Below are 21,285 nucleotides of genomic sequence, written 5' to 3'. Positions count from 1 at the left end.
GGAACGGTAAAAACTCTCTATTGAAAACAATATTTTTTTTGACATCAAAAGCTATCGGTATTTCATTGTTAAACTGTAGAATAGTAGTATTTTTGATATTTATAATTGTCGATTCAATACTGTCAATGGGCACGGTTTCGGGATCGGCACCACTAAGGCCCAGCAGCACGGCATAATCTGTGGCGTGGCCCTTTCCTGTGAGGGACAACGAGCCATATAAATCGACGGTTATTTCAGTAACCTTTTCAAATTGGTTAGCTTCCTTTAATTCCTTGATCCAGCGTTCGGCTGCACGCCAAGGGCCTAAAGTGTGGGAGCTGGATGGACCAACTCCAATTTTCAACATATCAAAAACAGATATACACTCCATAGACGAAAACGTTTAAGTCAATCGCCAAAGATACTGTTTGTTATAGAAGTTCCACAGAAAAACGATGTAATAGTTTTGTATAAAAAGCAGAATTTGATACTGAGAACATTAAGTGTTTTTCATTAATTAAATCTGGATAATGGTATTCAATAAAGAGCTATAGTGAATTAGAAAGATATTCTATGAGAATAATATTTATTGGCATTTTTTACAAAAAAAAGAGATTCTCAATGACAAGGTTTTCAAACTAAATAAAGTTGAAATGGATTAGTAATTGAGAATCTCTCTTGTTCTAAAATGGTTTTTTAAAAACGCTTATTTAATTTCGAAGTTTGTAATGTTGTTGGCTTCCATAACTGCGTTGAGGTTAGAAACATCTACACCTAAGTTATCTGCCGGGATAACGACTACTCTAAAAAACTGTTTTTGTGTCCACTCATCATCCAAAGTAGTAAGGTTTTTGGTGCCATCTAGAAAAAACCGTACATCAGTTTGTGTAAAATCGTAATTGTAAACTAAAGTACCATCATCAAAAATTACACTTTGTGGCAGCAAGCGCCAAATGTCTTTTCCGTCTATTGTTTCCCAAGACATATATACTAAGGTCACGTCAGTTTCATGAACTTCAAAGTTATTACCATAGGCTTCAGTATGAGAAAACCCGTTGTCAGTATTAAAATCTACTTCAATTTCAAACGCAGATGAAACAATAATACCGCCGTCTTCTCCCGGAGCGCCAGGTGAGCCAGTTAAGCCTGGAGGGCCAACAGGGCCCTGATCGCCCGTACAGCTGGTTAATACCATAGCAAATAAAAATAGTAAGGATGCAATTTTCTTCATGTCAATTCTTTTTTATGATTTTTGTAAAATTACAAATCGTTTCTGTATCCTGCCCATAAGTTGTCAAAGTTTTAGAAAAAAAATGACACCTTGTCATATTTCATGACATGGCACAATCATTGACATAGACTCTACGGAAATAAAAAAATAATAATTCAATACAAAACATATATTATGAGTAAAATAATTGGAATCGATTTAGGTACAACCAACTCTTGCGTTTCGGTAATGGAAGGTAATGAGCCAGTTGTAATTCCTAATGCAGAAGGTAAAAGAACCACACCATCTGTCATTGCTTTTGTTGAAGGCGGTGAAATTAAAGTTGGTGATCCGGCAAAACGTCAAGCGGTTACCAACCCGACAAAAACCATTTCTTCGATTAAGCGTTTTATGGGCAACAAGTATTCTGAGTCTAAAAATGAAGCAGAACGTGTACCTTATAAAGTAGTAAAAGGAGATAACGACACCCCAAGAGTAGATATTGAAGGGCGCTTATATACGCCACAAGAATTATCGGCTATGATTCTTCAAAAAATGAAGAAAACTGCCGAAGACTATTTGGGACAAACTGTAAGCGAAGCTGTAATTACAGTACCAGCTTATTTTAACGACTCACAGCGTCAAGCTACCAAAGAGGCTGGTGAAATTGCAGGATTGAAAGTGCGTCGTATTATTAATGAGCCAACAGCTGCGGCATTAGCTTATGGATTGGATAAAAAAGGGAAAGACCAAAAAATTGTGGTTTTTGACTTTGGAGGAGGAACACATGACGTTTCTATCCTTGAATTAGGTGATGGTGTTTTTGAAGTATTGTCAACAGAAGGTGATACACATTTAGGTGGTGATGATGTGGACCAAAAAGTAATTGACTGGTTGGCAGATGAATTTAATGCAGAAGAAGGTATCGATTTACGTAAAGATCCTATGGCATTGCAGCGTTTGAAAGAAGCTGCGGAAAAAGCTAAAATTGAATTGTCATCTTCAACACAAACCGAAATTAACTTGCCTTACGTAACAGCAACGGCTACCGGTCCAAAACACTTGGTAAGAACTTTGACACGTGCTAAATTTGAGCAATTGATTGATAGTTTGGTAAAACGTACCATCGATCCATGTCAGAGTGCTATGAAAACTGCAGGTCTCTCAATAAGTGATATTGATGAAGTGATTTTAGTTGGTGGATCAACACGTATACCGGCTGTACAAGCAGCTGTTGAGAAATTCTTCGGAAAAACTCCAAGTAAAGGGGTTAACGCCGATGAGGTTGTAGCTGTAGGAGCCGCAATTCAAGGTGGGGTATTGTCCGGTGATGTAAAAGATGTATTGCTTCTTGATGTAACACCATTATCTTTAGGTATCGAAACGATGGGGAATGTAATGACCAAATTAATTGAGGCCAATACTACAATCCCAACTAAAAAATCACAAGTGTTTTCAACGGCAGCAGATAACCAACCTTCAGTGGAAATCCACGTATTACAAGGTGAGCGTTCTATGGCAGCCGATAACAAAACCATTGGACGTTTCCACTTAGATGGTATTCCACCGGCAAAACGTGGTACACCACAAATTGAAGTGACTTTTGATATTGATGCCAACGGAATTATCCACGTTACTGCAAGCGATAAAGCCACAGGAAAAACACAAGATATCCGAATTGAAGCATCATCTGGATTAACTGAAGAAGAAATCCAAAAAATGAAAGCAGATGCCGAAGCAAACGCTGAAGCTGATAAAGTGGCTAAAGAAAAAGCTGAAAAATTGAATGCTGCTGATGCGATGATTTTCCAAACAGAAAGTCAATTGGCAGAGTTTGGTGATAAACTATCTGATGATAAGAAAAAACCAATTGAAGAAGCCCTCGAAGAATTGAAAAAAGCGTTTGAATCTAAAGATATCGCAGTGATTGATCCAGCTTTAGAAAAAATCAATGAAGCTTGGAAAGTGGCCAGTGAAGAAATGTACAAAGCACAGGCAGATCAAGGTGGCGCACAACCAGGACCTGACGCAGGAAATGCGGGTCAAGGTGGACAAGCCCATGAAGGAAGTGATGTTGAAGATGTTGATTTTGAGGAAGTGAAATAATTCAAAAGTATATTTTATAAAAGTAAACGCAATCTTACGATACCAATCGGAAGGTTGCGTTTTTTATTTATGGAGTTTCAGAAATTGATTTCGATAAACATCTTAATAAATTAAAGTTTATTGGATTTGTTCAATTGGATTTTAAAGCTAAATGTTATGCATGCATAATAATTATTTATATTTGTGACTATAATATAAAAATATGCAAGCCAAACTCAGCCATCTTCTCCATATCAAACATCCTATAATCCAGGCACCAATGTTTTTAGTTTCTAATACGGCTATGGTGATCGAAGCCATGAAAAGTGGTATTGCGGGGTGTATTCCTGCATTGAACTACAGAACATTGCCCGAATTAAGATCGGCAATCCGTGAGTTGAAAGCTGCTAAAGTAGAAGGTGGAGCTTTTGGTTTTAATTTAATTGTAAATAAATCCAACATCAAATACAAAGAGCAATTGCGCGTGCTTTGCGAAGAAGGTTGTGATTTTATTATCACATCATTGGGCAGTCCCGAAGAAACAATTAGAGAGGCACGTAAAGTTGGGATCAAGGTGTTGTGTGATGTTACCGATTTGAAATTTGCAACGAAAGTCGAAAACTTGGGTGCTGATGCAATTATTGCAGTCAATAATCAGGCGGGAGGCCATCGTGGCGACATTTCTCCCAAAGCATTGATTGAACTTTTAAAGAGCAATTGTACGATTCCAGTAATTTCTGCCGGAGGTGTCGGAACCAAAGCAGAATTGGATATGATACTGGGTTATGGTGCTGATGGCGTTTCGATTGGAAGTCCATTTATAGCTTCAATAGAAGCTGGTGTGACCGAAGCTTATAAGCAAGCCTGTGTGGATTATGGTGCGAAGGATATTGTTATGACGCAACGCATTTCAGGAACGCCTTGCACGGTCATCAATACGCCTTATGTCCAAAAAATTGGAACGAAAGAATCTTGGATGGAATCGGTGTTGAACAAAAATAAAAAACTAAAAAAATGGGTAAAAATGATCCGTTTTTCAATAGGTATGAAAGCCACCGAAAAAGCAGCTACAGAAGTGACTTATAAAACAGTTTGGGTGGCAGGACCAAGCATTGAACACACCAAAGAAATTCTTCCAGTGCAACAGATTATCCAAAATTTGATTTCTTAAATAAGTTGGTTGATAAATGCTGTATTGACTTCGTGTTTTCCATCAAAAGGTAAAATCTTCAAATTACAATGTCCAAAAAGTTCAAAAGCTCTGTTCTTTTCATAAAGAATGTGAGTTTCATCTAGGTATTCGTCCAGCGTTCCATAAATCAATGATACTCTGGTTTTTTTGGCTAAAAACTCAAAATCGGAAACTGTCAATTCCTTAGGAATACCACCAGACATCAATACAATTTGTGAGCAGTCCAGTTGTCGTTTTGCAATATACCGCAACGCTACTGAAACGCCTTGCGAATAGCCTACAATGATCAAATTAAGAGGTTTTGGAACTTGAACCTGTTCAAAAACAGCATCAAAATAACGCATTATGTTTTCAGTTTCACTCAAGGTGTTTTCTTTAGTTAACCAACTTGCGCCCACATGTTTGAGTTTTGGTGGTACATAATATTTACTAGGTGCTTGTGGCGCAATGATATAGTTTTCTGTTGGATTGAGTTGAGTGAAATATTTAAGGAAGTACCGACTCAAATAACCCATCCCGTGACAAACAAACCAAACATTTTTTGTGTTGTCCGATAATGTATTTAAAGTGGAGTAGGTGTTAGTAACTTGGTAACTGACTGTGTTTTCTTTTGAATCCATGGGCTGAATAATGATAAGGTTTAAAGATAAGCACTTATCGGTTTATAAGTAGTAAAATATGAAGTTAAAGTACCTCACGTATTTTATCTGGATATCCCATTTAATATTGTAGAAGAACACGATTCTTAAACAAACTTTAAATGCCAAACAGAAAACTCTAAAGTTGTTTGTACCTTTATGATTTCTATTAAAAATATAATTTTTTATGCAATTATCGAAAGACGACATTTTAAAAAGAGCTAATCAAGCCAGTAAAAATACACTTATGGAAACGCTAAATATTGAAATGGTTGATTATGGACCAGAATTTTTAGTGGCCAGAATGCCAGTAAACTCAAGAGTTTATCAACCAGATGGCGTACTTCATGGCGGTGCCACAGCGGCATTGGCAGAAAGTGTAGGAAGTTTTGCTTCGCATATTTTTCTGGATACCGAACACTTGTTTGTTAGAGGTATTGAGATCACGGCCAATCACTTAAAATCGGTTAAAGACGGATTTGTATATGCCAAAGCAACATTTCTTCATAAAGGTAGAACGACACAGCTCTTGGATATAAAAATTACCGACGATCACGATAATTTGGTGTCCATTTGTAGATTATCGACCATTACCTTACCAAAAAGTAAATAGTATGATCTTGGATCAGTTTTTTGAACAGATTACATTTCAGTTGAGTGCTAACTTACCATTTGTAGCCTATAGAAAACCAAATACTACCACTATAAAAGCAATGTTACAACATAATGATGCGCTATATTCTTTAGTTGATTTTTCTGAAAGCGGATTTGTTTTTGCACCTTTTGATAGTCGAGAAGTTACCTATATTATGCCTTTGGAGCATTCCAAAATAATTGATGTTGAATTTGTTGCCGATGACTTATTGGAACATGATATCCACAAGAAGAGCGTTTCAGCCAATGTGGTCAATGTCAATTCAGAGGTCGATAAACAATCACATATAAAACGTGTTGTAGATTGTATTGAAACAATAAAAAGTGGCATTTGTTCAAAAATTGTGCTTTCAAGACGGGAACAGCTTGAGTATTTAGAAAATGATCCAATCACAATTTTTAAACGCCTCCTACATCGGTATCCAACGGCATTTGTATATATATGGTACCATCCAAAAGTTGGATTATGGCTTGGCGCAACACCCGAAACCTTGCTAAGTATTACTGGTAATCAATTAAAAACCATGGCTTTGGCAGGAACTCAGTCGTTTGAAGGCTCGACAGAAGTGGTTTGGGAAGAAAAAGAACGCGAAGAACAACAGATTGTTACCGATTTTATTGTGGAAGGCCTAAAATCGGCTGTCGATAATTCAGAAGGCCTACATAATACCATAAAGGTTTTTGGACCAAAAACAGTCCAAGCAGGAAATTTGCTGCATTTGCTAACCGAAATTTCCATGCCGCTTAAACCTGAACCACAACTTCTAAAATCAATTTTGGATGCCATCCATCCAACACCGGCAGTTTGTGGTTTTCCCAAAGAAAGGGCCAAAACTTATATTATAGATAACGAAGGTTATCCTCGCGAGTTTTATTCTGGTTTTATGGGCGAGTTGAATGTCAAAGAAACCATTAGTAGAAATACCAACCGTCGCAACGTAGAGAATAACGCTTATGGTTCACAAAAAACGGTGACTCATCTTTATGTCAATTTGAGATGTATGCAGATTAAAGATCAAGAACTCTATATTTATGTTGGCGGAGGGATTACCAAAGATTCAAATGCTGAAGCCGAATGGTCTGAAACGGTCCATAAATCAATAATCATAAAAAGTGTGCTTTAACGACTATTTTTATGCTGTTTTTTTAAGATAACTATCAGGTTTTGGTTTTTGTTAGGTCATATTTTTCAATTGGCAATCCTTTGTTTGCTGCTCTATTTTTGTACTTTTGCCATTAGATTTAAGCATGAATGAAATATCCTAAAATTCCGCTGGCACAAACTGTTATTCAGCTTTGTAAGGCAAAAAACATCAAACATGTGGTGATATCACCAGGAAGTAGAAATGCTCCTTTGACCATTGGTTTTACAAACGATCCTTTTTTTAAGTGTTACAGTATTGTTGATGAACGTTGTGCGGCATTTTTTGCATTGGGCATTGCACAGCAAATAAACGCACCGGTTATTGTATCTTGTACTTCCGGAAGCGCACTTCTTAATTTTTATCCAGCAGTTGCCGAAGCTTTTTATAGTGAAATACCATTGATTATACTTTCAGCAGATCGTCCTAAACACCTTCAAAATATTGGTGATGGCCAAACCATTAATCAGCATGATGTGTATAGAAATCATATCATCCATTCGGCCAATTTAAAACTGGATATAAAGGATGAATTGAATATTCCGGACACTGAAGATATTCCGGTATTGCGGAACATTGAGGACAAGTTGGAGCGTATGTTAGGTCTTCAAAAGGATATTCAAACACATAACGAAAATGAACTTAATCATGCTATTAATAAATGTGTGATCAAAAGTGGTCCTGTGCATATTAATGTACCATTTGATGAACCATTATATGAAATGGTGGATGCATTGACGGTATCTCCAAAAAATATAGAAATTGAATTGGAGAATCCAAAAATGGATTCTTATATTTTGGAAAAGTGCTTAACTGCTTGGCAAAAATCTAAGCGTAAAATGATCTTGGTTGGCGAATATGCACCTCAAATGATCGATCAGCAGTGGTTAAATATGTTGGCTAAAGATGATAGTGTCATCGTTTTTACCGAAAGCACGTCCAACTTGCACCACGGTTCTTTTTTTTCAAATATAGATAAGCTTATCGCACCTTTAGATGATGATGATTTTATAAAACTCAGGCCCGAAATTTTAGTCACTTTTGGCGGCATGGTGGTATCTAAGAAAATAAAATCCTTTTTAAGAAAGTATCAACCTAAAGACCATTGGCATATCAGTGAAACAAGGGCTTATGATACCTATTTCTGTTTAACCGAGCATATAAAAGAACAGCCCAATTATTTTTTCAGTGAGTTTTTGCCAAAAACCCAGGAAGTAAAAAGTTCGTATAGAAATTACTGGACAGCTATTAGGTCAGAACGAACAAAAAAACACAATAGCTTTGTCGAAAACATTCCGTTCTCTGATTTCAAGGTATTTGATACACTTTTTAAAATGCTTCCCAATGATACGGTATTGCAAATAGGCAATAGCTCTGCCATTAGATATGCACAATTGTTTGACGTGCACAAATCCATAAAAGTATTTTGCAACCGAGGCACCAGTGGTATTGATGGCAGTACGTCCACAGCCATTGGTTGTGCGGTAGCCAATAAGCTGCAAACCAATTTTATTACCGGCGATTTGAGCTTTTTTTATGATAGCAATGCGCTTTGGAACAATTATATCCCTGATTCTTTCCGAATAATTGTAATCAATAATGGAGGTGGCGGAATATTTAGAATTCTTCCAGGTCATAAAAATACCGAAAACTTTGATACTTATTTTGAAACCAAACACAATTTTTCGGCGCAGCATTTGGCAGAAATGTATAATTTTAAATATAAAAAAGTAGCCACGCAGAGCGATTTGATAAGTGCGCTGTCCACATTTTTTAAAGAAAGTAAACAACCTAAAATTCTTGAAATTAATACAGCAGATCAATTAAATGATGAAATTTTGTTGTCATATTTTAGCGCTTTAAAATAAACGATAATTTGTGGGTGAAATTTTACAAATATGTTAATAAATTAGTATATTGAAACTTTAATTTATATAACCAAATATTTTAAGAATGAATAAAAGAGAAGAACTAATAGCTAAGTATGCCGCTGATTTAAAAGAAAAGTGTGGTGTTAATGTTGATATGGATTTATTGACCAAAGTAACCATTGGATGTGGACCATCAATTTATAATGCAGACTCTTCGACCGTAGCAGGATCTGATCAAAGTGAATTGAACACAGTAAAGAATAATTTTTTGATCAAGAAATTAGGCCTGACTGATGGGCCAGCGTTGGACGAAGGTATTGATGCTGTTATGGAAACTTACGGTAAATCAAACAAAAACAAACACAGAGCAGTTGTATATTATTTATTGACCAAGCACTTTAAAAAAGAAGCAGTTTATAATAAATAGTCATTAGCTTGAAAACTTAAAAGCGTTACTTCTGAAACATCAGAACTGTAACGCTTTTTTTGTGCGATAAACATGAATATACTTACCTTTGCCACATGATACATATAGGTGAATACAATACACTCGAAATACTGAGAGAGGCCGAACAAGGTCTTTATATAGCTGACGAAGATGGTAACGAAGTTTTGCTGCCCAACAGGTATGTCCCGGAAACTTATAAGATTTGGGACAAAATAGAAGTCTTTGTTTACCTGGATAACGAAGAACGTCTTGTTGCAGTTACGGATCGGCCGTATATAACGCGTGGCCAATTTGCCATGTTGCGTTGCAATCAAGTAACCAAACACGGTGCTTTTTTAGATTGGGGCATGGTAAAGGAACTGTTTTGCCCATTTAGTGAACAAGCCTTTAAGATGAAAGCAGGAGGTTGGTACTTGGTGCATTGCTATCTGGACGAAAAAACAGATCGATTGGTAGCTTCCAGCAAAACCAACCATTTTTTGGACAATAAAACGTTGACCGTCCAGCAATTTGAGGAAGTGGACATCATTATTTCACATCCTTCAGAAATTGGAATGAACGTGATTGTCAATAATAAACATGCAGGGCTCATTTTTAAAGATGACATTTATAAGGAACTGAGTGTTGGTGACCGTATGAAAGGGATCGTCAAAAAAATAAGACCTGATAATAAATTGGATATTACTTTAGAGCAAATTGGCTATAGAAAGATCGAACCTAATGCTGACAACATCATGCATGAGTTAGAGGACAATGGCGGCTATCTTAATTTAACCGACAAATCAGATCCCGAAGCTATTAAAGAAGTTTTGCAAATGAGCAAGAAAACTTTCAAAAAAGCTATTGGAACTTTATACAAACAACGATTAATTGAAATTAAAGAAGACGGTATTTATCTTATTTAATTTATTTTAAAAATGAAATTATATGAGTCAGATCAAATGGGAAACAGTTAAGGAGTACCAAGATATCACCTATAAAAAGAGTAATGGTGTAGCGCGAATAGCCTTTAACAGACCCGATGTCAGAAACGCTTTTCGCCCAAAAACCACAAGCGAATTGTACGATGCCTTTTATGATGCCAATGAAGATGTCAATATTGGTGTGGTGCTATTATCTGCCGAAGGACCATCTTCTAAAGATGGCGTGTATTCCTTTTGTAGTGGTGGCGACCAACAAGCCAGGGGACATCAAGGTTATGTTGGTGAGGACGGTTACCACCGTTTAAATATATTGGAAGTACAGCGTCTTATACGTTTTATGCCAAAAGCGGTTATTGCTGTGGTTCCGGGCTGGGCTGTGGGCGGCGGACATAGCTTGCACGTGGTTTGTGATTTGACATTGGCCAGTAAAGAACATGCCATTTTTAAGCAAACAGATGCCGATGTCACTAGTTTTGATGGCGGTTACGGTTCTGCATACCTTGCAAAAATGGTGGGTCAGAAAAAAGCTCGAGAAATATTTTTCTTAGGCAGAAACTATTCGGCTCAAGAAGCTTTTGAAATGGGAATGGTCAATGCCGTAATTCCTCATGCCGAATTGGAAGACACCGCTTATGAATGGGCCCAGGAAATATTGGCAAAATCGCCAACTTCGATAAAAATGTTAAAATTCGCTATGAACCTTACTGACGATGGCATGGTTGGCCAACAGGTTTTTGCCGGAGAAGCTACCCGATTGGCATACATGACCGATGAGGCCATTGAAGGCCGAAATGCATTTTTGGAAAAGCGTAAGCCTAACTTTCAAAAGAAATGGATCCCATAATCCAGCAAAAACATTAGAATGAAAAATTTAAAACCCTGGTTGTCAGCATTTAGGTTACGGACATTGCCATTGTCTATTTCAGGAATTGTTGTAGGAAGTTGTTTTGCAGTTTATAACGGAAGTTTTGACATCCTTGTTTTTATTCTTGCGTTATTGCTTACTGTAGCACTTCAAATTCTTTCCAATTTAGCCAATGATTATGGTGATGGCGTAAAAGGCACCGACAATCATACTCGGGTTGGTCCGGCACGTGCCATTCAAAGTGGTCAAATTACACCGAAACAAATGTTGGACGGCTTAAAAAAGAACGTTTTGGTGGTCATATTATTGACCATGATGCTTATTATGAAAGCGTTTGGCCAAAGTTATTTTTTATATACAATCTTCTTTTTTGCTTTGGGCGGCTTTTCAGTTTATGCCGCAATGAAATATACTATGGGCGAATCGGCGTATGGTTATAGAGGTTTAGGTGATATTTTTGTATTTATTTTCTTTGGTATTGTGAGTGTAGTAGGCAGTTATTTCTTATATACTAAAAGTTTAGATCATATTGTAGTTTTACCAGCATTGGCGGTTGGTTTACTTAGTGTTGGCGTCCTCAACCTGAATAATATGAGAGATATAGAATCTGATGAACTTTCCAATAAAATAACTCTGGCAGTGAAAATGGGTAAAAGAAAATCTAGAATCTACCATCTTATATTAGTCGCTACCGCAATGGTAATTGGGATTGTTTTTAGTATTCTGTATTATACATCACTTTGGAATTTTATTTTTTTGATTTCTTATATCCCATTGATCGTTCATATTAAAAAAATCATAAATGCTACAGCTGCTTCTGATTATGATGCGCAACTGAAAGTATTGTCCCTGTCAACATTTTTATTTTCATTATTGTTGGGAGTCGGATATATTTTATAAAAAAAATGACTTAACATGATAGATATCAAAGATTTATTTGTATATTTAAAGGAAATTTTTAATCAACATTGTATTTGTTGTTAAGTTGGTTATAAAATTTGGGGCTTTGAAACTCAGACATGTTAAGTAATATGTCTGAGTTTTTATTTTTATGACGTTTTCTTTTCTTATTTGAAAACAAGGCTTCCAAAAATATTTTGAATATATTTAAGACGTTCTAAAAATAATATCTTTTAATTTATAAAATCATGAAAATCACTTATTATGGGCATGCAAGTTTAGGCATCGAGGTCAATGAGGTCAGCATTTTGGTAGATCCTTTTATTTCTGGCAATGACAAAGCATCACATATAGATATAAATAGTTTAAAAGCTGATTATATCCTTTTGACCCATGCGCATCAAGATCATATTTTGGACGTGGAGACCATTGCCAAACGCACCAATGCCATGATTGTTTCTAACTTTGAAATTGCCAGTCATTATGAATCTTTAGGATTTGAAGTGCATCCAATGAATCTTGGAGGATCTTGGGATTTTGAATTTGGAAATGTCAAATATGTCAACGCTATTCATACATCATCTTTTCCTGACGGAAAATATGGAGGTCAACCAGGAGGTTTTGTGATTGAAGGTGAACGCAAAAATATTTATATCGCTGGCGATACCGCATTGACCATGGACATGAAACTTATACCACTTCAGATTAAGCTCGATCTGGCCATTTTGCCAATTGGCGATAATTTTACGATGGGTGTTAATGATGCTATCATAGCAAGTGATTTTGTACAATGTGATAAAGTTATGGGGTACCACTATGATACTTTTGGATATATTGAAATTGACCACGAAGAGTCAAAACGGAGGTTCTTTGATAAAGGCAAAGATTTGATGTTATTGGCAATAGGGGAGAGTATCGAACTTTAATTGGTTTGTACACGTTTATTTATTGCAAGGGAATTAAAAAAGAGGGCTGTCTCAAAAGATAGCCCTCTTTATCGAAAATAAATTCTAAAAGTTTAAGAGCCTTGTATTTTTTTTGCTACTGCTTGTACATCATCCAATACGCGCAATAGATTGCCGCTCCAGAGCATGGCAATTTGTTCTTCTGTATAACCGCGTTTAACAAGTTCTAAAGTGACATTAAACGTTTCTGAAGCATCATTCCAGCCATCAATACCGCCACCGCCATCAAAATCACTACTTATGCCAACATATTCAATACCAATTTTATTTACCATATAATCAATATGATCTACAAGATCGGCTACATCTACTTGTTTTGGTGCGTCTTTCATTGTTTTTAACTTGGCACTCACCACAGGATTTACTTTTTGCAACATTTCATAATAAGCTTGACGCTCTTCTTCTGATAATTTTTGACGATCGGTCCAATCCAAAAAAGCAACGTTCATGGAATCCATGACAGTCATCGCAATTTCTTTTCTGAATTCGCCAAACTTTTTACTCTTTTCAGTATTTAAGTAGGCAGGAAATGCAACTGCTTGAACAACGCCGCCACTTTGTTTGATCCATTCCAGTTGTTCGTCATCTAAGTTTCGGCTATGGTCACATAAAGCTCTTGCTGATGAATGTGAAGCGATAATTGGAGCTGCAGATATTTCCAGCATATCTCGCATGGCTTCTTTGCTCGGGTGCGACACATCGACCATCATTCCTAAACGGTTCATTTCTTTAATGACTTCTTTGCCCAAATCACTTAATCCATTGTGCAACCAGACATCATCGGCCTCACCTGTATTGCTGTCGCTTAATTGACTATGTCCGTTATGTGCCAAGGACATGTAGCGACCACCTAAATTATAGAATTTTTCAACATTAGAAATATCTTTTCCAACCGGATATCCGTTTTCAATTCCAATCATTGCTACTTTTTTGCCCGATTTGACTATCCGACGTACATCATCAGACGTAAGTGCTAATTCGATTTGGTCAGGAGCAATTTCGTTTACTAATTTATGGATGGCCGTAAATTTGTTCATCGCCTCCTCATAAGATGTTTTGAAACCTTCGTCATTAAGTTCATCTTGTCCTGTATAGGCAATAAACCAAGCCACATCCAATCCGCCCTCTTTCATTTTTGGCAAGGTCACTTGGGAATTTAAATCCTGGGTATAATTAACTGCCGTAGTAAAATTTTTGACATCGATGTCGCAATGGGTATCAAGTGTGATAACACGCTCATGAATACCACGTGCAAGCTCAATTAATGCAATTGAATCTTGTTTTGAATCGTTTTCTGTCATTGGTTTTTTGTCATTTTTACAGCTCATAACAAGCGCGATAAAACTTAATGTAATAATAGTTCGTTTCATTATTTATTTTGGTTTAGTTGAAAGGACAAGTTACAAAAAGCAAATTATGTTTCAATATATTGTATATTTAATTTATGCGAACACAAATTTTCATAGCGTTTTTTCTTTTGGCAAGTTGCGATAAAGAAAAAAACAAACCATCTGATTTCTTTTGGGATTCGATGGTAGTTACTGCAAGTGCCTATAACTCAACAATAAATCAAACCAGTAGCAATCCGTTTATTACAGCTTTTGGAGATAGTTTAAAACCAGGGATGAAGTATATTGCCGTTTCGCGCGATTTGTTAAAAAAAGGACTTAAGCATAATACACCTGTAATTATTGAAGGTTTTGAGGGATTTTATTTGGTGAAAGACAAAATGCACAGCAAATGGCGCAATCATATTGACATTTATATGGGCAATGATATTGATGCCGCAAAGCAATGGGGAAGACGAAAAGTTTGCATCGACTTTAGATTGCCTGAAGGAACCGATATCATAAAAATACGCACATTGCATTAAAATACACGTTAAAGATGACCTTTTGACGCGCTTTAAATCAATTAAAGTGACATAATGTCTTCTTTTAAATACATAAAGTCAAAAAAATTTAAGAAATTCCTCTTGGCATTTATTTTGAAATAGTACAATCAAATAAACGTTTAACTTAAAATTTGATTAACAATGAGTACAATAGCAACAATGCCAAAAAAAGGCAATGACGTTTCAACAAAACGGAACATTTCTACCTTACCAAGTTTTTCATCTTGGGTTGATAATTTGTTTGAAAGTGGAATGGGATCTGGATTTTTATCCAATTTTAATACTGGACTTACGCTTCCAGCTGTAAATATCAAAGAAAACGCAGATGAATTTTTCTTGGAAATTGCCGTTCCAGGAATGAAAAAATCAGATTTCAACATTGATCTGGACAATAAAATTCTTTCCATTTCTTCAGAAACAAAAGAATCTTTTGAAGATAGCAAAGAAAACTATACTCGACGTGAGTTTGGCTACTCTTCCTTTAAAAGAACATTTACATTACCGGACACTATTGAATCCGATAAAATTAATGCTGAATATACCGATGGTATTTTAAAAGTGCATTTGCCAAAAAGAGAAGAAGCGAAAGAAAAACCTATTAAAAGAATTAGCATTTCTTAACAAGCAAAATGTAAAACCTTGAAAAGAGAAACCACTGAGTTTCTCTTTTTTTTGTTTGATGTAAAATATAGAACATTAGCTTAATCATCACAAAATCAAATAATAAAACACAAAGTTGTTAATTTTCAAACAATCATCTATATTAACTTTTATAATGGTTAAATTTGGAAAATTTTTTTGAACGCCCTATTTTATGTTAGAACCATTACAGGATTTTCATAAGCCACAAATTAAAAAAAGTCTTTATGACTATCAGCTTGCTGATCTCAACAAGATTTTTGAGGTGATGAAAACCGCACCAGATAATTTTAATTTGTTGTACCAACTGCCAACAGGTGGCGGTAAGACGGTTATCTTTTCTGAGATTGTAAGGCGTTATATTCAAAATCATGACAAAAAAGTCGTTATTCTTACCCATCGGATAGAACTGTGCAAGCAAACTTCTAAAATGTTGACCGGTTTTGGAGTTCACAATAAAATCATCAACAGCAATGTAAGGGAACTTCCAGACCAAGATCAGTATAAATGCTTTGTGGCGATGGTCGAAACTTTAAATAATAGACTTAATGATAAAAAACTTAGCCTTGATGATATTGGCTTGGTAATTATTGATGAAGCACATTATAACTCGTTTAGGAAACTCTTTAAGTTTTTTGAAAACTGTTTTATCCTTGGTGTCACAGCAACACCTTTAAGCTCCAATATTAAGTTGCCCATGAAGGATAATTATCAAAAACTGATTGTTGGTGATGACATTTCAACATTGATCAAAAACGGATTTTTGGCTCAAGCCGAACTGTATAGTTTTGATGTGGAATTGAACACCTTAAAGATCGGGATTAATGGTGATTATACCGTAAAGTCTTCAGAAGCACTTTATACCAATTCTTATATGCTGAGTAAGCTTATTTTTGCTTACGAAGAAATGTCAAAGGGCAAAAAAACACTGATTTTCAATAATGGAATCAATACTTCAAAAGAAGTTTATTATGCCTTTAAACGGGCTGGATATAAGGTAAAACATTTGGATAATACCAATACCAAACAAGAGCGAAAGGATATTTTGAAATGGTTTAAAAACACACCTGATGGCATCCTCACTTCAGTGAGCATTTTAACCACCGGGTTTGATGAACCTACGGTAGAATCGGTGATTTTGAACCGCGCCACGCGTTCGTTGACGCTGTATTTTCAAATGATTGGAAGAGGATCGCGCATTTTGGATCATAAAAAATCATTCCTTGTGATGGATTTAGGGAATAATGTGGCTCGTTTTGGACCATGGAATCAAGTGGTTGATTGGCAGCATATTTTTAAATATCCGGATTTTTATTTGGACAACCTTAGAAATGATGAAGATATTGAACGCGATTTTGTATATGTCATGCCCGATTCCATTAAAGAGCGTTTCCGTAAATCGCAAAATATTGAGTTTGACATAAAAATGGAATATGAGCAGGCAATCTATGAAGGCAGAAAATCAATTACTGCTATTGAGCGTTCCATAGAACAGCATTCTCAAATGTGCATTGTCAATTCTGAAACAATTTTTGAAGCTAGAGATTTGATCAAATATTTGCATGATGATATTTCTTATCGCATAAAACAGTACTCGTATTGTATGATGAACAGTACCAAGAACTATAAAGATTGGCTTATGGAAGAGTATGTTAGAAAACTCCGTTTGAGTTTTAATGGCAAGTTTTAACGTTTCCTTTAAAATTTTACTGATAATTATTTGGTAGTTTCGCTCTGAGGTATGGTTTTTGATTTTAAAACCGAAATCAGTTTTTAAACGTATGGAATTCTTGAAATTTAAATCTTTAGGTCTTTTTTCGCTTTTTTTTCTCCTAGTCATTGTTCAGGTAGAGGCACAGGATATTCCCATTAGGAGCATTGCTATTCCTGCCGTGAAAAAAAAGGATGAAGATAAAAAACCTGAGCCTCAACCCGTCAAAATTGAACCAGTTAAAAAAGAAGAAGTACCTACTGCCGAAGAACCAATCACAATCAGAAAGAATAAAACTGAATTTTCGATGTTTGACAATAGTGATTTACGCGATCCTGGTGAGATTTTTAATGAAAAGTGGAACAAAAAAGCTGTGCAACAAGGTTTTAAGATGGAAACCATGGAAGATCAGTTTTTGGGTAATTTCGCAATCACAGGAAATAAAGCGAATATTAGATGCCGTGACCACGAGTATCCTGATGGCGATCGTGTAAGGGTTTTTGTAAATGGTACGGTGTTTATTATCGATTTATTGTTGACAGGAAACTTTAAAAGTTTTGACGTGCCTTTGGAACCAGGCATCAACAAGATTGAATTTGTAGCACTCAACCAAGGAGAGTCGGGTCCTAATACAGCCGAGTTTCAGGTTTTTGATGATAACGGCGTTTTGGTGTCCTCAAAAAAATGGAACCTCCTAACCGGCGTCACTGCAACAATACTTCTCATTAAAGAGTAATACCGATTTTAAAACAAAGGGAAGAATGGCCCTTTTGCAATGACATGGTAATTCCATTCATTTGCTTTTCGCTGAATCTCGCTTACTTGTACAACGCGGTCGGTATGGACCGTAAATTCTAAGGGAAAAGTGTCCGAAAAAATAATTTTAACCACACCTTCAACTTTAAGGATTGCAGCCTCTAATTTTGATTTTTCAGAAGCATCATTCACATCTGTGGTAAAGGTTTTACCGTAATTTCCGGGAATTATGTTATCAGAGATAAATGTCATTGTCGTATTTTTTTATAAATGGTATTATATAAATTTAGAAAAAATAAATGTATTTCAGATAAATCACATTAAATAAAATACAATGTTTCTAAAAAAGCAAATGATAACTTGTTAAAAATTAAGTTTTTACAACTATTTCAAGTCATCGAAAATGTTAAATTGAATAAGATAGACTGAAGATTTCCTAAAAACCAGATGAAACGACTAGATAAGAATATTTAGTGGAAATCCATTATTTGAATACTATCTCTTATATTTGTACAAAGTGTATGAAATTTGATAAAAAAACTTAAATTTATACCATCTTATTGTAAGTGCTTTATTTTTCTTTTGACATTTCAATTTTTAAAAAATTGGAAATCGCCAGAATTCTTTAGTGTTTTCAATGCTAACCCTTAAAAATAATATTTAAAAAAACGAATGGCAAAGTCGCAACAGACCTTTAACAAAATTGAAAAAGAAAAAGCTCGTGCCAAAAAGCGCGAAGAAAAGAAAAAGAAAAAAGAAGCCCGTAGAGCTGAAGGTGGAACCGATGGTATCCAATTTGCTTACGTAGATGCTTACGGCAATCTAACAGACACTCCACCAGATCCTGCTGATAGAATCACTATCGATGCTGAAGATATCGTCTTAGGCGTTCCAAAAAAAGAAGAAGGAGAAGAAGAAGATCCGGTAAGACACGGAAAAGTTTCGTTTTATGATAATTCCAAAGGTTTCGGATTTATTATAGATACTGAGAATAATGAGAAATATTTTTGTCATGTTAGTGGATTACTAGATGAAATTACTGAAAATGACAAAGTTACTTTTGAACTGGAACGTGGCATGAAAGGTATGAACGCTGTAAAAGTTAAGCGCGTTTAACCAACATTTAATTCATCAACTTTAATAACTTCACCAGGTTGCATAGCGTTTAAGCAGATGTGACCCACACGAACTCGCACCAATCTTAAGGTAGAAAAACCAACGGCTGCAGTCATTTTACGGACTTGCCTAAATTTTCCTTCAGTTATTGTAATTGAAATCCATGAGGTTGGTCCGTGGCGTGAATCTCTAATACTTTTTGAGCGTTCGGGAAAATCGGGGGTATGCTCTAATTTAAAAACTTTACAAGGTAACGTTTTGTATTTCACGCCTTCAAAACCAATAATTACACCTTCTTGAAGTTGAGCAATAGCCGCTTGTGTAATGTTGCCATCCACTTGGGCATAATATTCTTTTTCAATAGCACTGCTACAAATAGTGTTGCTTAAAAAACCATCGGATGTTAAGAGCAAAAGACCTTCAGAATTTTTATCCAAACGGCCGATCGGCATTACGCCCTCTGGAAATTTATAGAGCTCACTTAAAAACTTTTTATTTCGCTGATGTTTGGCATTGCTCATAAACTGACTGAGGTAGCCAAAGGGTTTGTAAAGCAAAAAATGATTGTGAATTAATGCTCTAGATAACTCCATTTATAATGCTATAAACCAATTCTTTGGTTAGTTTTTTATCTTTAGCCTTTTCACGAATATCATTAAAGGCAAATCTAAAGTCACAACCTTTTTTATAATGGCTGCACCCATAAGCAGATTTTCCTTTTATAATAGTTCCTTTTTTACATTTCGGGCAAGTCAAATGATCTGGAATTTCCTTTTTCGAAGATTTTTTAGGTTCTAACACCAATTGAAAGTTGTCGTCCAATCGTAATAAACCTTCAATTTCTCCAGACTCGACTTTAAAACCCTTAAGATTAACTGTAGAGCCTTTCTGTAACAAACGGATAAACTGGTTTTCTGAAATTGTTTTATCCTTAAACTTAAAAGGTAAAATGAAATGGCAGCCATTTTTAAAATCGCTACACCCATAAGCAGATTTGCCTTTAATCAAGTATCCATTTTTACACTTTGGACAGGCTTCTGAGCTAATTCCTGCTTTTTTATTGGTCTCTTTTTTAGTAATTGCCTTTTGAACTTCTTGAGCAGACGAAATATTAGCACGTTTTGTTTCGCTTCGTACTTCATACACCAACGCATCAACCATCTTTTTCATATTGGCAATAAATTGTGCTGCGCTATAAGTACCTTTTTCAATATCTTTTAATTGTTTCTCCCACATTCCGGTCAATTCGGCCGATTTTAATAATTCGTTTTGAATTGTATCAATTAGCTGAATGCCTGTTTGAGTTGGTAATACTTGTTTTTTATTGCGTTCAATATATTTACGCTTAAATAAGGTTTCAATAATATTGGCACGTGTTGAAGGGCGACCAATACCGTTTTCTTTCATCAGCTCTCGCATTTCATCATCATCCACTTGTTTGCCAGCAGTTTCCATAGCACGTAGGAGGGAAGCTTCAGTAAATTGATTGGGTGGTTTAGTCTGTTTTTCCAAAAATGAGGGTTCGTGAGATCCTTTTTCACCTTTAGTAAATGACGGGAGCAAATCGGATGATTTTTGTTCTTTTTCAACCGATTCAAAAACCACACGCCAACCTTTACTTAAAATTTCTTTTCCAGTCGCTTTAAAATTGACATCGGCAGCTTTTCCAATTACTGTTGTGTTAGATACGGTACAATCTTCATAAAACACAGCAATAAAACGTCTTGTAATAATGTCATAAACTTGCTGTTGATTGTATTGTAAATTATTTTCAACCCCTGTAGGAATTATAGCGTGGTGATCGGTGACTTTTTTATCATTAAAAACTTTAGGAGATTTTTTGATCTTTTTCCCTAAAAGTGGTGTCGTTAAAGGCGCATATTTTTTCAGATTCTGTAAAATCCCTGAAACTTTAGGATAAATATCATTTGGTAAAAAAGTGGTATCCACTCTTGGATAAGTTACGACTTTCTGCTCGTAAAGCTTTTGAACAATTTTAAGGGTTTCATCGGCCGAAAATCCAAATTTCGTATTACAATACACCTGAAGTCCGGTAAGATCAAACAATTTTGGAGCGTAATCTTTTCCTTTCTTCTTATCGATAGAAACAATTTCAAATTCGCTTTCCTTGACTTTATTTGCCAATATTTCACCATCTTCCATTTTGGTAAAACGACCTTCTTCGTAACTGAACAAAGTATTGCGATATAACGTTTGCAATTCCCAGTAAGGTTGTGGCACAAAATTCTCGATTTCCTTAAACCGATTGACGACCATGGCCAATGTAGGGGTTTGTA

22 protein-coding genes are annotated in these 21,285 nt (G+C 35.7%); 15 read left to right on the top strand and 7 right to left on the bottom strand.

Annotation, left to right across the window (positions count from 1 at the left end; all coding sequences use genetic code 11):
* Together VNJ50_RS05185 and VNJ50_RS05180 are read right to left on the bottom strand one after the other, a co-directional pair.
* Positions 1–370 (bottom strand): serine dehydratase beta chain (locus tag VNJ50_RS05185; protein ID WP_325579705.1); only part of this gene is annotated, 370 nt, incomplete at its 3' end.
* Positions 371–685: 315 nt separating this feature from the next.
* Entirely contained in the window at positions 686–1,210 is a 525-nt protein-coding gene (locus tag VNJ50_RS05180) for a collagen-like protein (RefSeq protein WP_325579703.1), read from the bottom strand.
* Between the two features lie 174 nt (positions 1,211–1,384).
* On the opposite strand from VNJ50_RS05180, the gene dnaK reads away from it, so the two are divergent.
* Together dnaK and VNJ50_RS05170 are read left to right on the top strand one after the other, a co-directional pair.
* Positions 1,385–3,295 carry a molecular chaperone DnaK gene (gene dnaK / locus VNJ50_RS05175; protein WP_325579701.1) on the top strand — a complete coding sequence of 637 codons (1,911 nt, stop codon included), beginning with the start codon at positions 1,385–1,387 and terminating at the stop codon, positions 3,293–3,295.
* Between the two features lie 202 nt (positions 3,296–3,497).
* The gene (locus VNJ50_RS05170) at positions 3,498–4,445 is read left to right on the top strand and encodes a nitronate monooxygenase (RefSeq protein WP_325579699.1); all 948 of its coding nucleotides are present in this window, start codon (positions 3,498–3,500) and stop codon (positions 4,443–4,445) included.
* Here VNJ50_RS05170 and VNJ50_RS05165 read toward each other — a convergent pair.
* Positions 4,442–5,086 (bottom strand): esterase, encoded by a 645-nt coding sequence (locus VNJ50_RS05165; protein WP_325579697.1) that lies wholly within the window; start codon positions 5,084–5,086, stop codon positions 4,442–4,444. The genes VNJ50_RS05170 and VNJ50_RS05165 overlap by 4 nt on opposite strands.
* Positions 5,087–5,291: 205 nt before the next feature.
* Here VNJ50_RS05165 and VNJ50_RS05160 point away from each other — a divergent pair, with 205 nt between their 5' ends.
* The 8 genes from VNJ50_RS05160 to VNJ50_RS05125 all read left to right on the top strand — a co-directional run bounded on the left by VNJ50_RS05160 (position 5,292) and on the right by VNJ50_RS05125 (position 12,833).
* Positions 5,292–5,717, top strand: a complete 426-nt coding sequence (locus VNJ50_RS05160; protein WP_325579696.1) for a PaaI family thioesterase — start codon at positions 5,292–5,294, stop codon at positions 5,715–5,717.
* Between the two features lies 1 nt (position 5,718).
* The gene (locus VNJ50_RS05155; protein WP_325579694.1) at positions 5,719–6,882 is read left to right on the top strand and encodes a chorismate-binding protein; all 1,164 of its coding nucleotides are present in this window, start codon (positions 5,719–5,721) and stop codon (positions 6,880–6,882) included.
* A gap of 128 nt (positions 6,883–7,010) precedes the next feature.
* Entirely contained in the window at positions 7,011–8,768 is a 1,758-nt protein-coding gene (gene menD, locus VNJ50_RS05150) for a 2-succinyl-5-enolpyruvyl-6-hydroxy-3-cyclohexene-1-carboxylate synthase (RefSeq protein ID WP_325579692.1), read from the top strand.
* A gap of 85 nt (positions 8,769–8,853) precedes the next feature.
* Complete coding sequence (locus VNJ50_RS05145) at positions 8,854–9,198, top strand: DUF2853 family protein (protein ID WP_325579690.1); 345 nt, start codon at positions 8,854–8,856, stop codon at positions 9,196–9,198.
* 95 nt (positions 9,199–9,293) lie between these two features.
* Positions 9,294–10,124: a CvfB family protein gene (locus VNJ50_RS05140; RefSeq protein WP_325579688.1), complete on the top strand. Its 831-nt coding sequence runs from the start codon at positions 9,294–9,296 to the stop codon at positions 10,122–10,124.
* A 22-nt stretch (positions 10,125–10,146) separates the two neighbouring features.
* Positions 10,147–10,986, top strand: a complete 840-nt coding sequence (locus VNJ50_RS05135) for a 1,4-dihydroxy-2-naphthoyl-CoA synthase (RefSeq protein WP_325579686.1) — start codon at positions 10,147–10,149, stop codon at positions 10,984–10,986.
* 18 nt (positions 10,987–11,004) lie between these two features.
* Positions 11,005–11,907 (top strand): 1,4-dihydroxy-2-naphthoate octaprenyltransferase, encoded by a 903-nt coding sequence (gene menA / locus VNJ50_RS05130; RefSeq protein WP_325579684.1) that lies wholly within the window; start codon positions 11,005–11,007, stop codon positions 11,905–11,907.
* Between the two features lie 248 nt (positions 11,908–12,155).
* Complete coding sequence (locus VNJ50_RS05125) at positions 12,156–12,833, top strand: metal-dependent hydrolase (RefSeq protein WP_325579682.1); 678 nt, start codon at positions 12,156–12,158, stop codon at positions 12,831–12,833.
* A gap of 92 nt (positions 12,834–12,925) precedes the next feature.
* Here the strand turns inward: VNJ50_RS05125 and VNJ50_RS05120 are convergent, their stop codons facing one another.
* A complete protein-coding gene (locus tag VNJ50_RS05120; RefSeq protein ID WP_325579680.1) occupies positions 12,926–14,242 on the bottom strand; it encodes a dipeptidase in 1,317 nt (438 codons plus the stop codon).
* A 74-nt stretch (positions 14,243–14,316) separates the two neighbouring features.
* Between VNJ50_RS05120 and VNJ50_RS05115 the strand changes: the two genes are divergently transcribed.
* The 4 genes from VNJ50_RS05115 (at position 14,317) to VNJ50_RS05100 (ending at position 17,852) form a co-directional block, all read left to right on the top strand.
* Positions 14,317–14,745, top strand: a complete 429-nt coding sequence (locus tag VNJ50_RS05115) for a hypothetical protein (RefSeq protein ID WP_325579678.1) — start codon at positions 14,317–14,319, stop codon at positions 14,743–14,745.
* A gap of 162 nt (positions 14,746–14,907) precedes the next feature.
* The gene (locus tag VNJ50_RS05110) at positions 14,908–15,387 is read left to right on the top strand and encodes an Hsp20/alpha crystallin family protein (RefSeq protein WP_325579676.1); all 480 of its coding nucleotides are present in this window, start codon (positions 14,908–14,910) and stop codon (positions 15,385–15,387) included.
* Positions 15,388–15,580: 193 nt separating this feature from the next.
* On the top strand, positions 15,581–17,095 hold the full coding sequence (locus VNJ50_RS05105; RefSeq protein WP_325579674.1) for a DEAD/DEAH box helicase: 1,515 nt from the start codon (positions 15,581–15,583) through the stop codon (positions 17,093–17,095).
* Between the two features lie 91 nt (positions 17,096–17,186).
* On the top strand, positions 17,187–17,852 hold the full coding sequence (locus VNJ50_RS05100) for a hypothetical protein (protein ID WP_325579672.1): 666 nt from the start codon (positions 17,187–17,189) through the stop codon (positions 17,850–17,852).
* Positions 17,853–17,860: 8 nt separating this feature from the next.
* Here the strand turns inward: VNJ50_RS05100 and VNJ50_RS05095 are convergent, their stop codons facing one another.
* Positions 17,861–18,124, bottom strand: a complete 264-nt coding sequence (locus VNJ50_RS05095; RefSeq protein ID WP_325579670.1) for a heavy-metal-associated domain-containing protein — start codon at positions 18,122–18,124, stop codon at positions 17,861–17,863.
* Between the two features lie 420 nt (positions 18,125–18,544).
* Here VNJ50_RS05095 and VNJ50_RS05090 point away from each other — a divergent pair, with 420 nt between their 5' ends.
* Complete coding sequence (locus tag VNJ50_RS05090) at positions 18,545–18,988, top strand: cold shock domain-containing protein (RefSeq protein ID WP_325579668.1); 444 nt, start codon at positions 18,545–18,547, stop codon at positions 18,986–18,988.
* Here the strand turns inward: VNJ50_RS05090 and VNJ50_RS05085 are convergent.
* Both VNJ50_RS05085 and VNJ50_RS05080 read right to left on the bottom strand, forming a co-directional pair.
* Positions 18,985–19,581 (bottom strand): pseudouridine synthase, encoded by a 597-nt coding sequence (locus VNJ50_RS05085; RefSeq protein WP_325579666.1) that lies wholly within the window; start codon positions 19,579–19,581, stop codon positions 18,985–18,987. The two genes, VNJ50_RS05090 and VNJ50_RS05085, sit on opposite strands and share 4 nt — an antisense overlap.
* The coding region (locus VNJ50_RS05080) for a type IA DNA topoisomerase (protein ID WP_325579665.1) at positions 19,568–21,285 on the bottom strand (1,718 nt) is incomplete at its 5' end. The genes VNJ50_RS05085 and VNJ50_RS05080, both read right to left, overlap by 14 nt.

It is taken from the genome of Gelidibacter sp. (assembly GCF_035577925.1).
GTDB lineage: Bacteria > Bacteroidota > Bacteroidia > Flavobacteriales > Flavobacteriaceae > Gelidibacter.
The sequence above is the reverse complement of the archived record's forward strand: the minus strand, read 5'-3'. Positions and strand labels throughout refer to the sequence as shown.

Bases quoted from the DNA above. Each gene is read 5' to 3' on its own strand.
- VNJ50_RS05180 (WP_325579703.1), bottom strand. From the start codon at position 1,210: ATGAAGAAAATTGCATCCTTACTATTTTTATTTGCTATGGTATTAACC.
- dnaK (WP_325579701.1), top strand. From the start codon at position 1,385: ATGAGTAAAATAATTGGAATCGATTTAGGTACAACCAACTCTTGCGTT.
- VNJ50_RS05170 (WP_325579699.1), top strand. From the start codon at position 3,498: ATGCAAGCCAAACTCAGCCATCTTCTCCATATCAAACATCCTATAATC.
- VNJ50_RS05165 (WP_325579697.1), bottom strand. From the start codon at position 5,086: ATGGATTCAAAAGAAAACACAGTCAGTTACCAAGTTACTAACACCTAC.
- VNJ50_RS05160 (WP_325579696.1), top strand. From the start codon at position 5,292: ATGCAATTATCGAAAGACGACATTTTAAAAAGAGCTAATCAAGCCAGT.
- VNJ50_RS05155 (WP_325579694.1), top strand. From the start codon at position 5,719: ATGATCTTGGATCAGTTTTTTGAACAGATTACATTTCAGTTGAGTGCT.
- menD (WP_325579692.1), top strand. From the start codon at position 7,011: ATGAAATATCCTAAAATTCCGCTGGCACAAACTGTTATTCAGCTTTGT.
- VNJ50_RS05145 (WP_325579690.1), top strand. From the start codon at position 8,854: ATGAATAAAAGAGAAGAACTAATAGCTAAGTATGCCGCTGATTTAAAA.
- VNJ50_RS05140 (WP_325579688.1), top strand. From the start codon at position 9,294: ATGATACATATAGGTGAATACAATACACTCGAAATACTGAGAGAGGCC.
- VNJ50_RS05135 (WP_325579686.1), top strand. From the start codon at position 10,147: ATGAGTCAGATCAAATGGGAAACAGTTAAGGAGTACCAAGATATCACC.
- menA (WP_325579684.1), top strand. From the start codon at position 11,005: ATGAAAAATTTAAAACCCTGGTTGTCAGCATTTAGGTTACGGACATTG.
- VNJ50_RS05125 (WP_325579682.1), top strand. From the start codon at position 12,156: ATGAAAATCACTTATTATGGGCATGCAAGTTTAGGCATCGAGGTCAAT.
- VNJ50_RS05120 (WP_325579680.1), bottom strand. From the start codon at position 14,242: ATGAAACGAACTATTATTACATTAAGTTTTATCGCGCTTGTTATGAGC.
- VNJ50_RS05115 (WP_325579678.1), top strand. From the start codon at position 14,317: ATGCGAACACAAATTTTCATAGCGTTTTTTCTTTTGGCAAGTTGCGAT.
- VNJ50_RS05110 (WP_325579676.1), top strand. From the start codon at position 14,908: ATGAGTACAATAGCAACAATGCCAAAAAAAGGCAATGACGTTTCAACA.
- VNJ50_RS05105 (WP_325579674.1), top strand. From the start codon at position 15,581: ATGTTAGAACCATTACAGGATTTTCATAAGCCACAAATTAAAAAAAGT.
- VNJ50_RS05100 (WP_325579672.1), top strand. From the start codon at position 17,187: ATGGAATTCTTGAAATTTAAATCTTTAGGTCTTTTTTCGCTTTTTTTT.
- VNJ50_RS05095 (WP_325579670.1), bottom strand. From the start codon at position 18,124: ATGACATTTATCTCTGATAACATAATTCCCGGAAATTACGGTAAAACC.
- VNJ50_RS05090 (WP_325579668.1), top strand. From the start codon at position 18,545: ATGGCAAAGTCGCAACAGACCTTTAACAAAATTGAAAAAGAAAAAGCT.
- VNJ50_RS05085 (WP_325579666.1), bottom strand. From the start codon at position 19,581: ATGGAGTTATCTAGAGCATTAATTCACAATCATTTTTTGCTTTACAAA.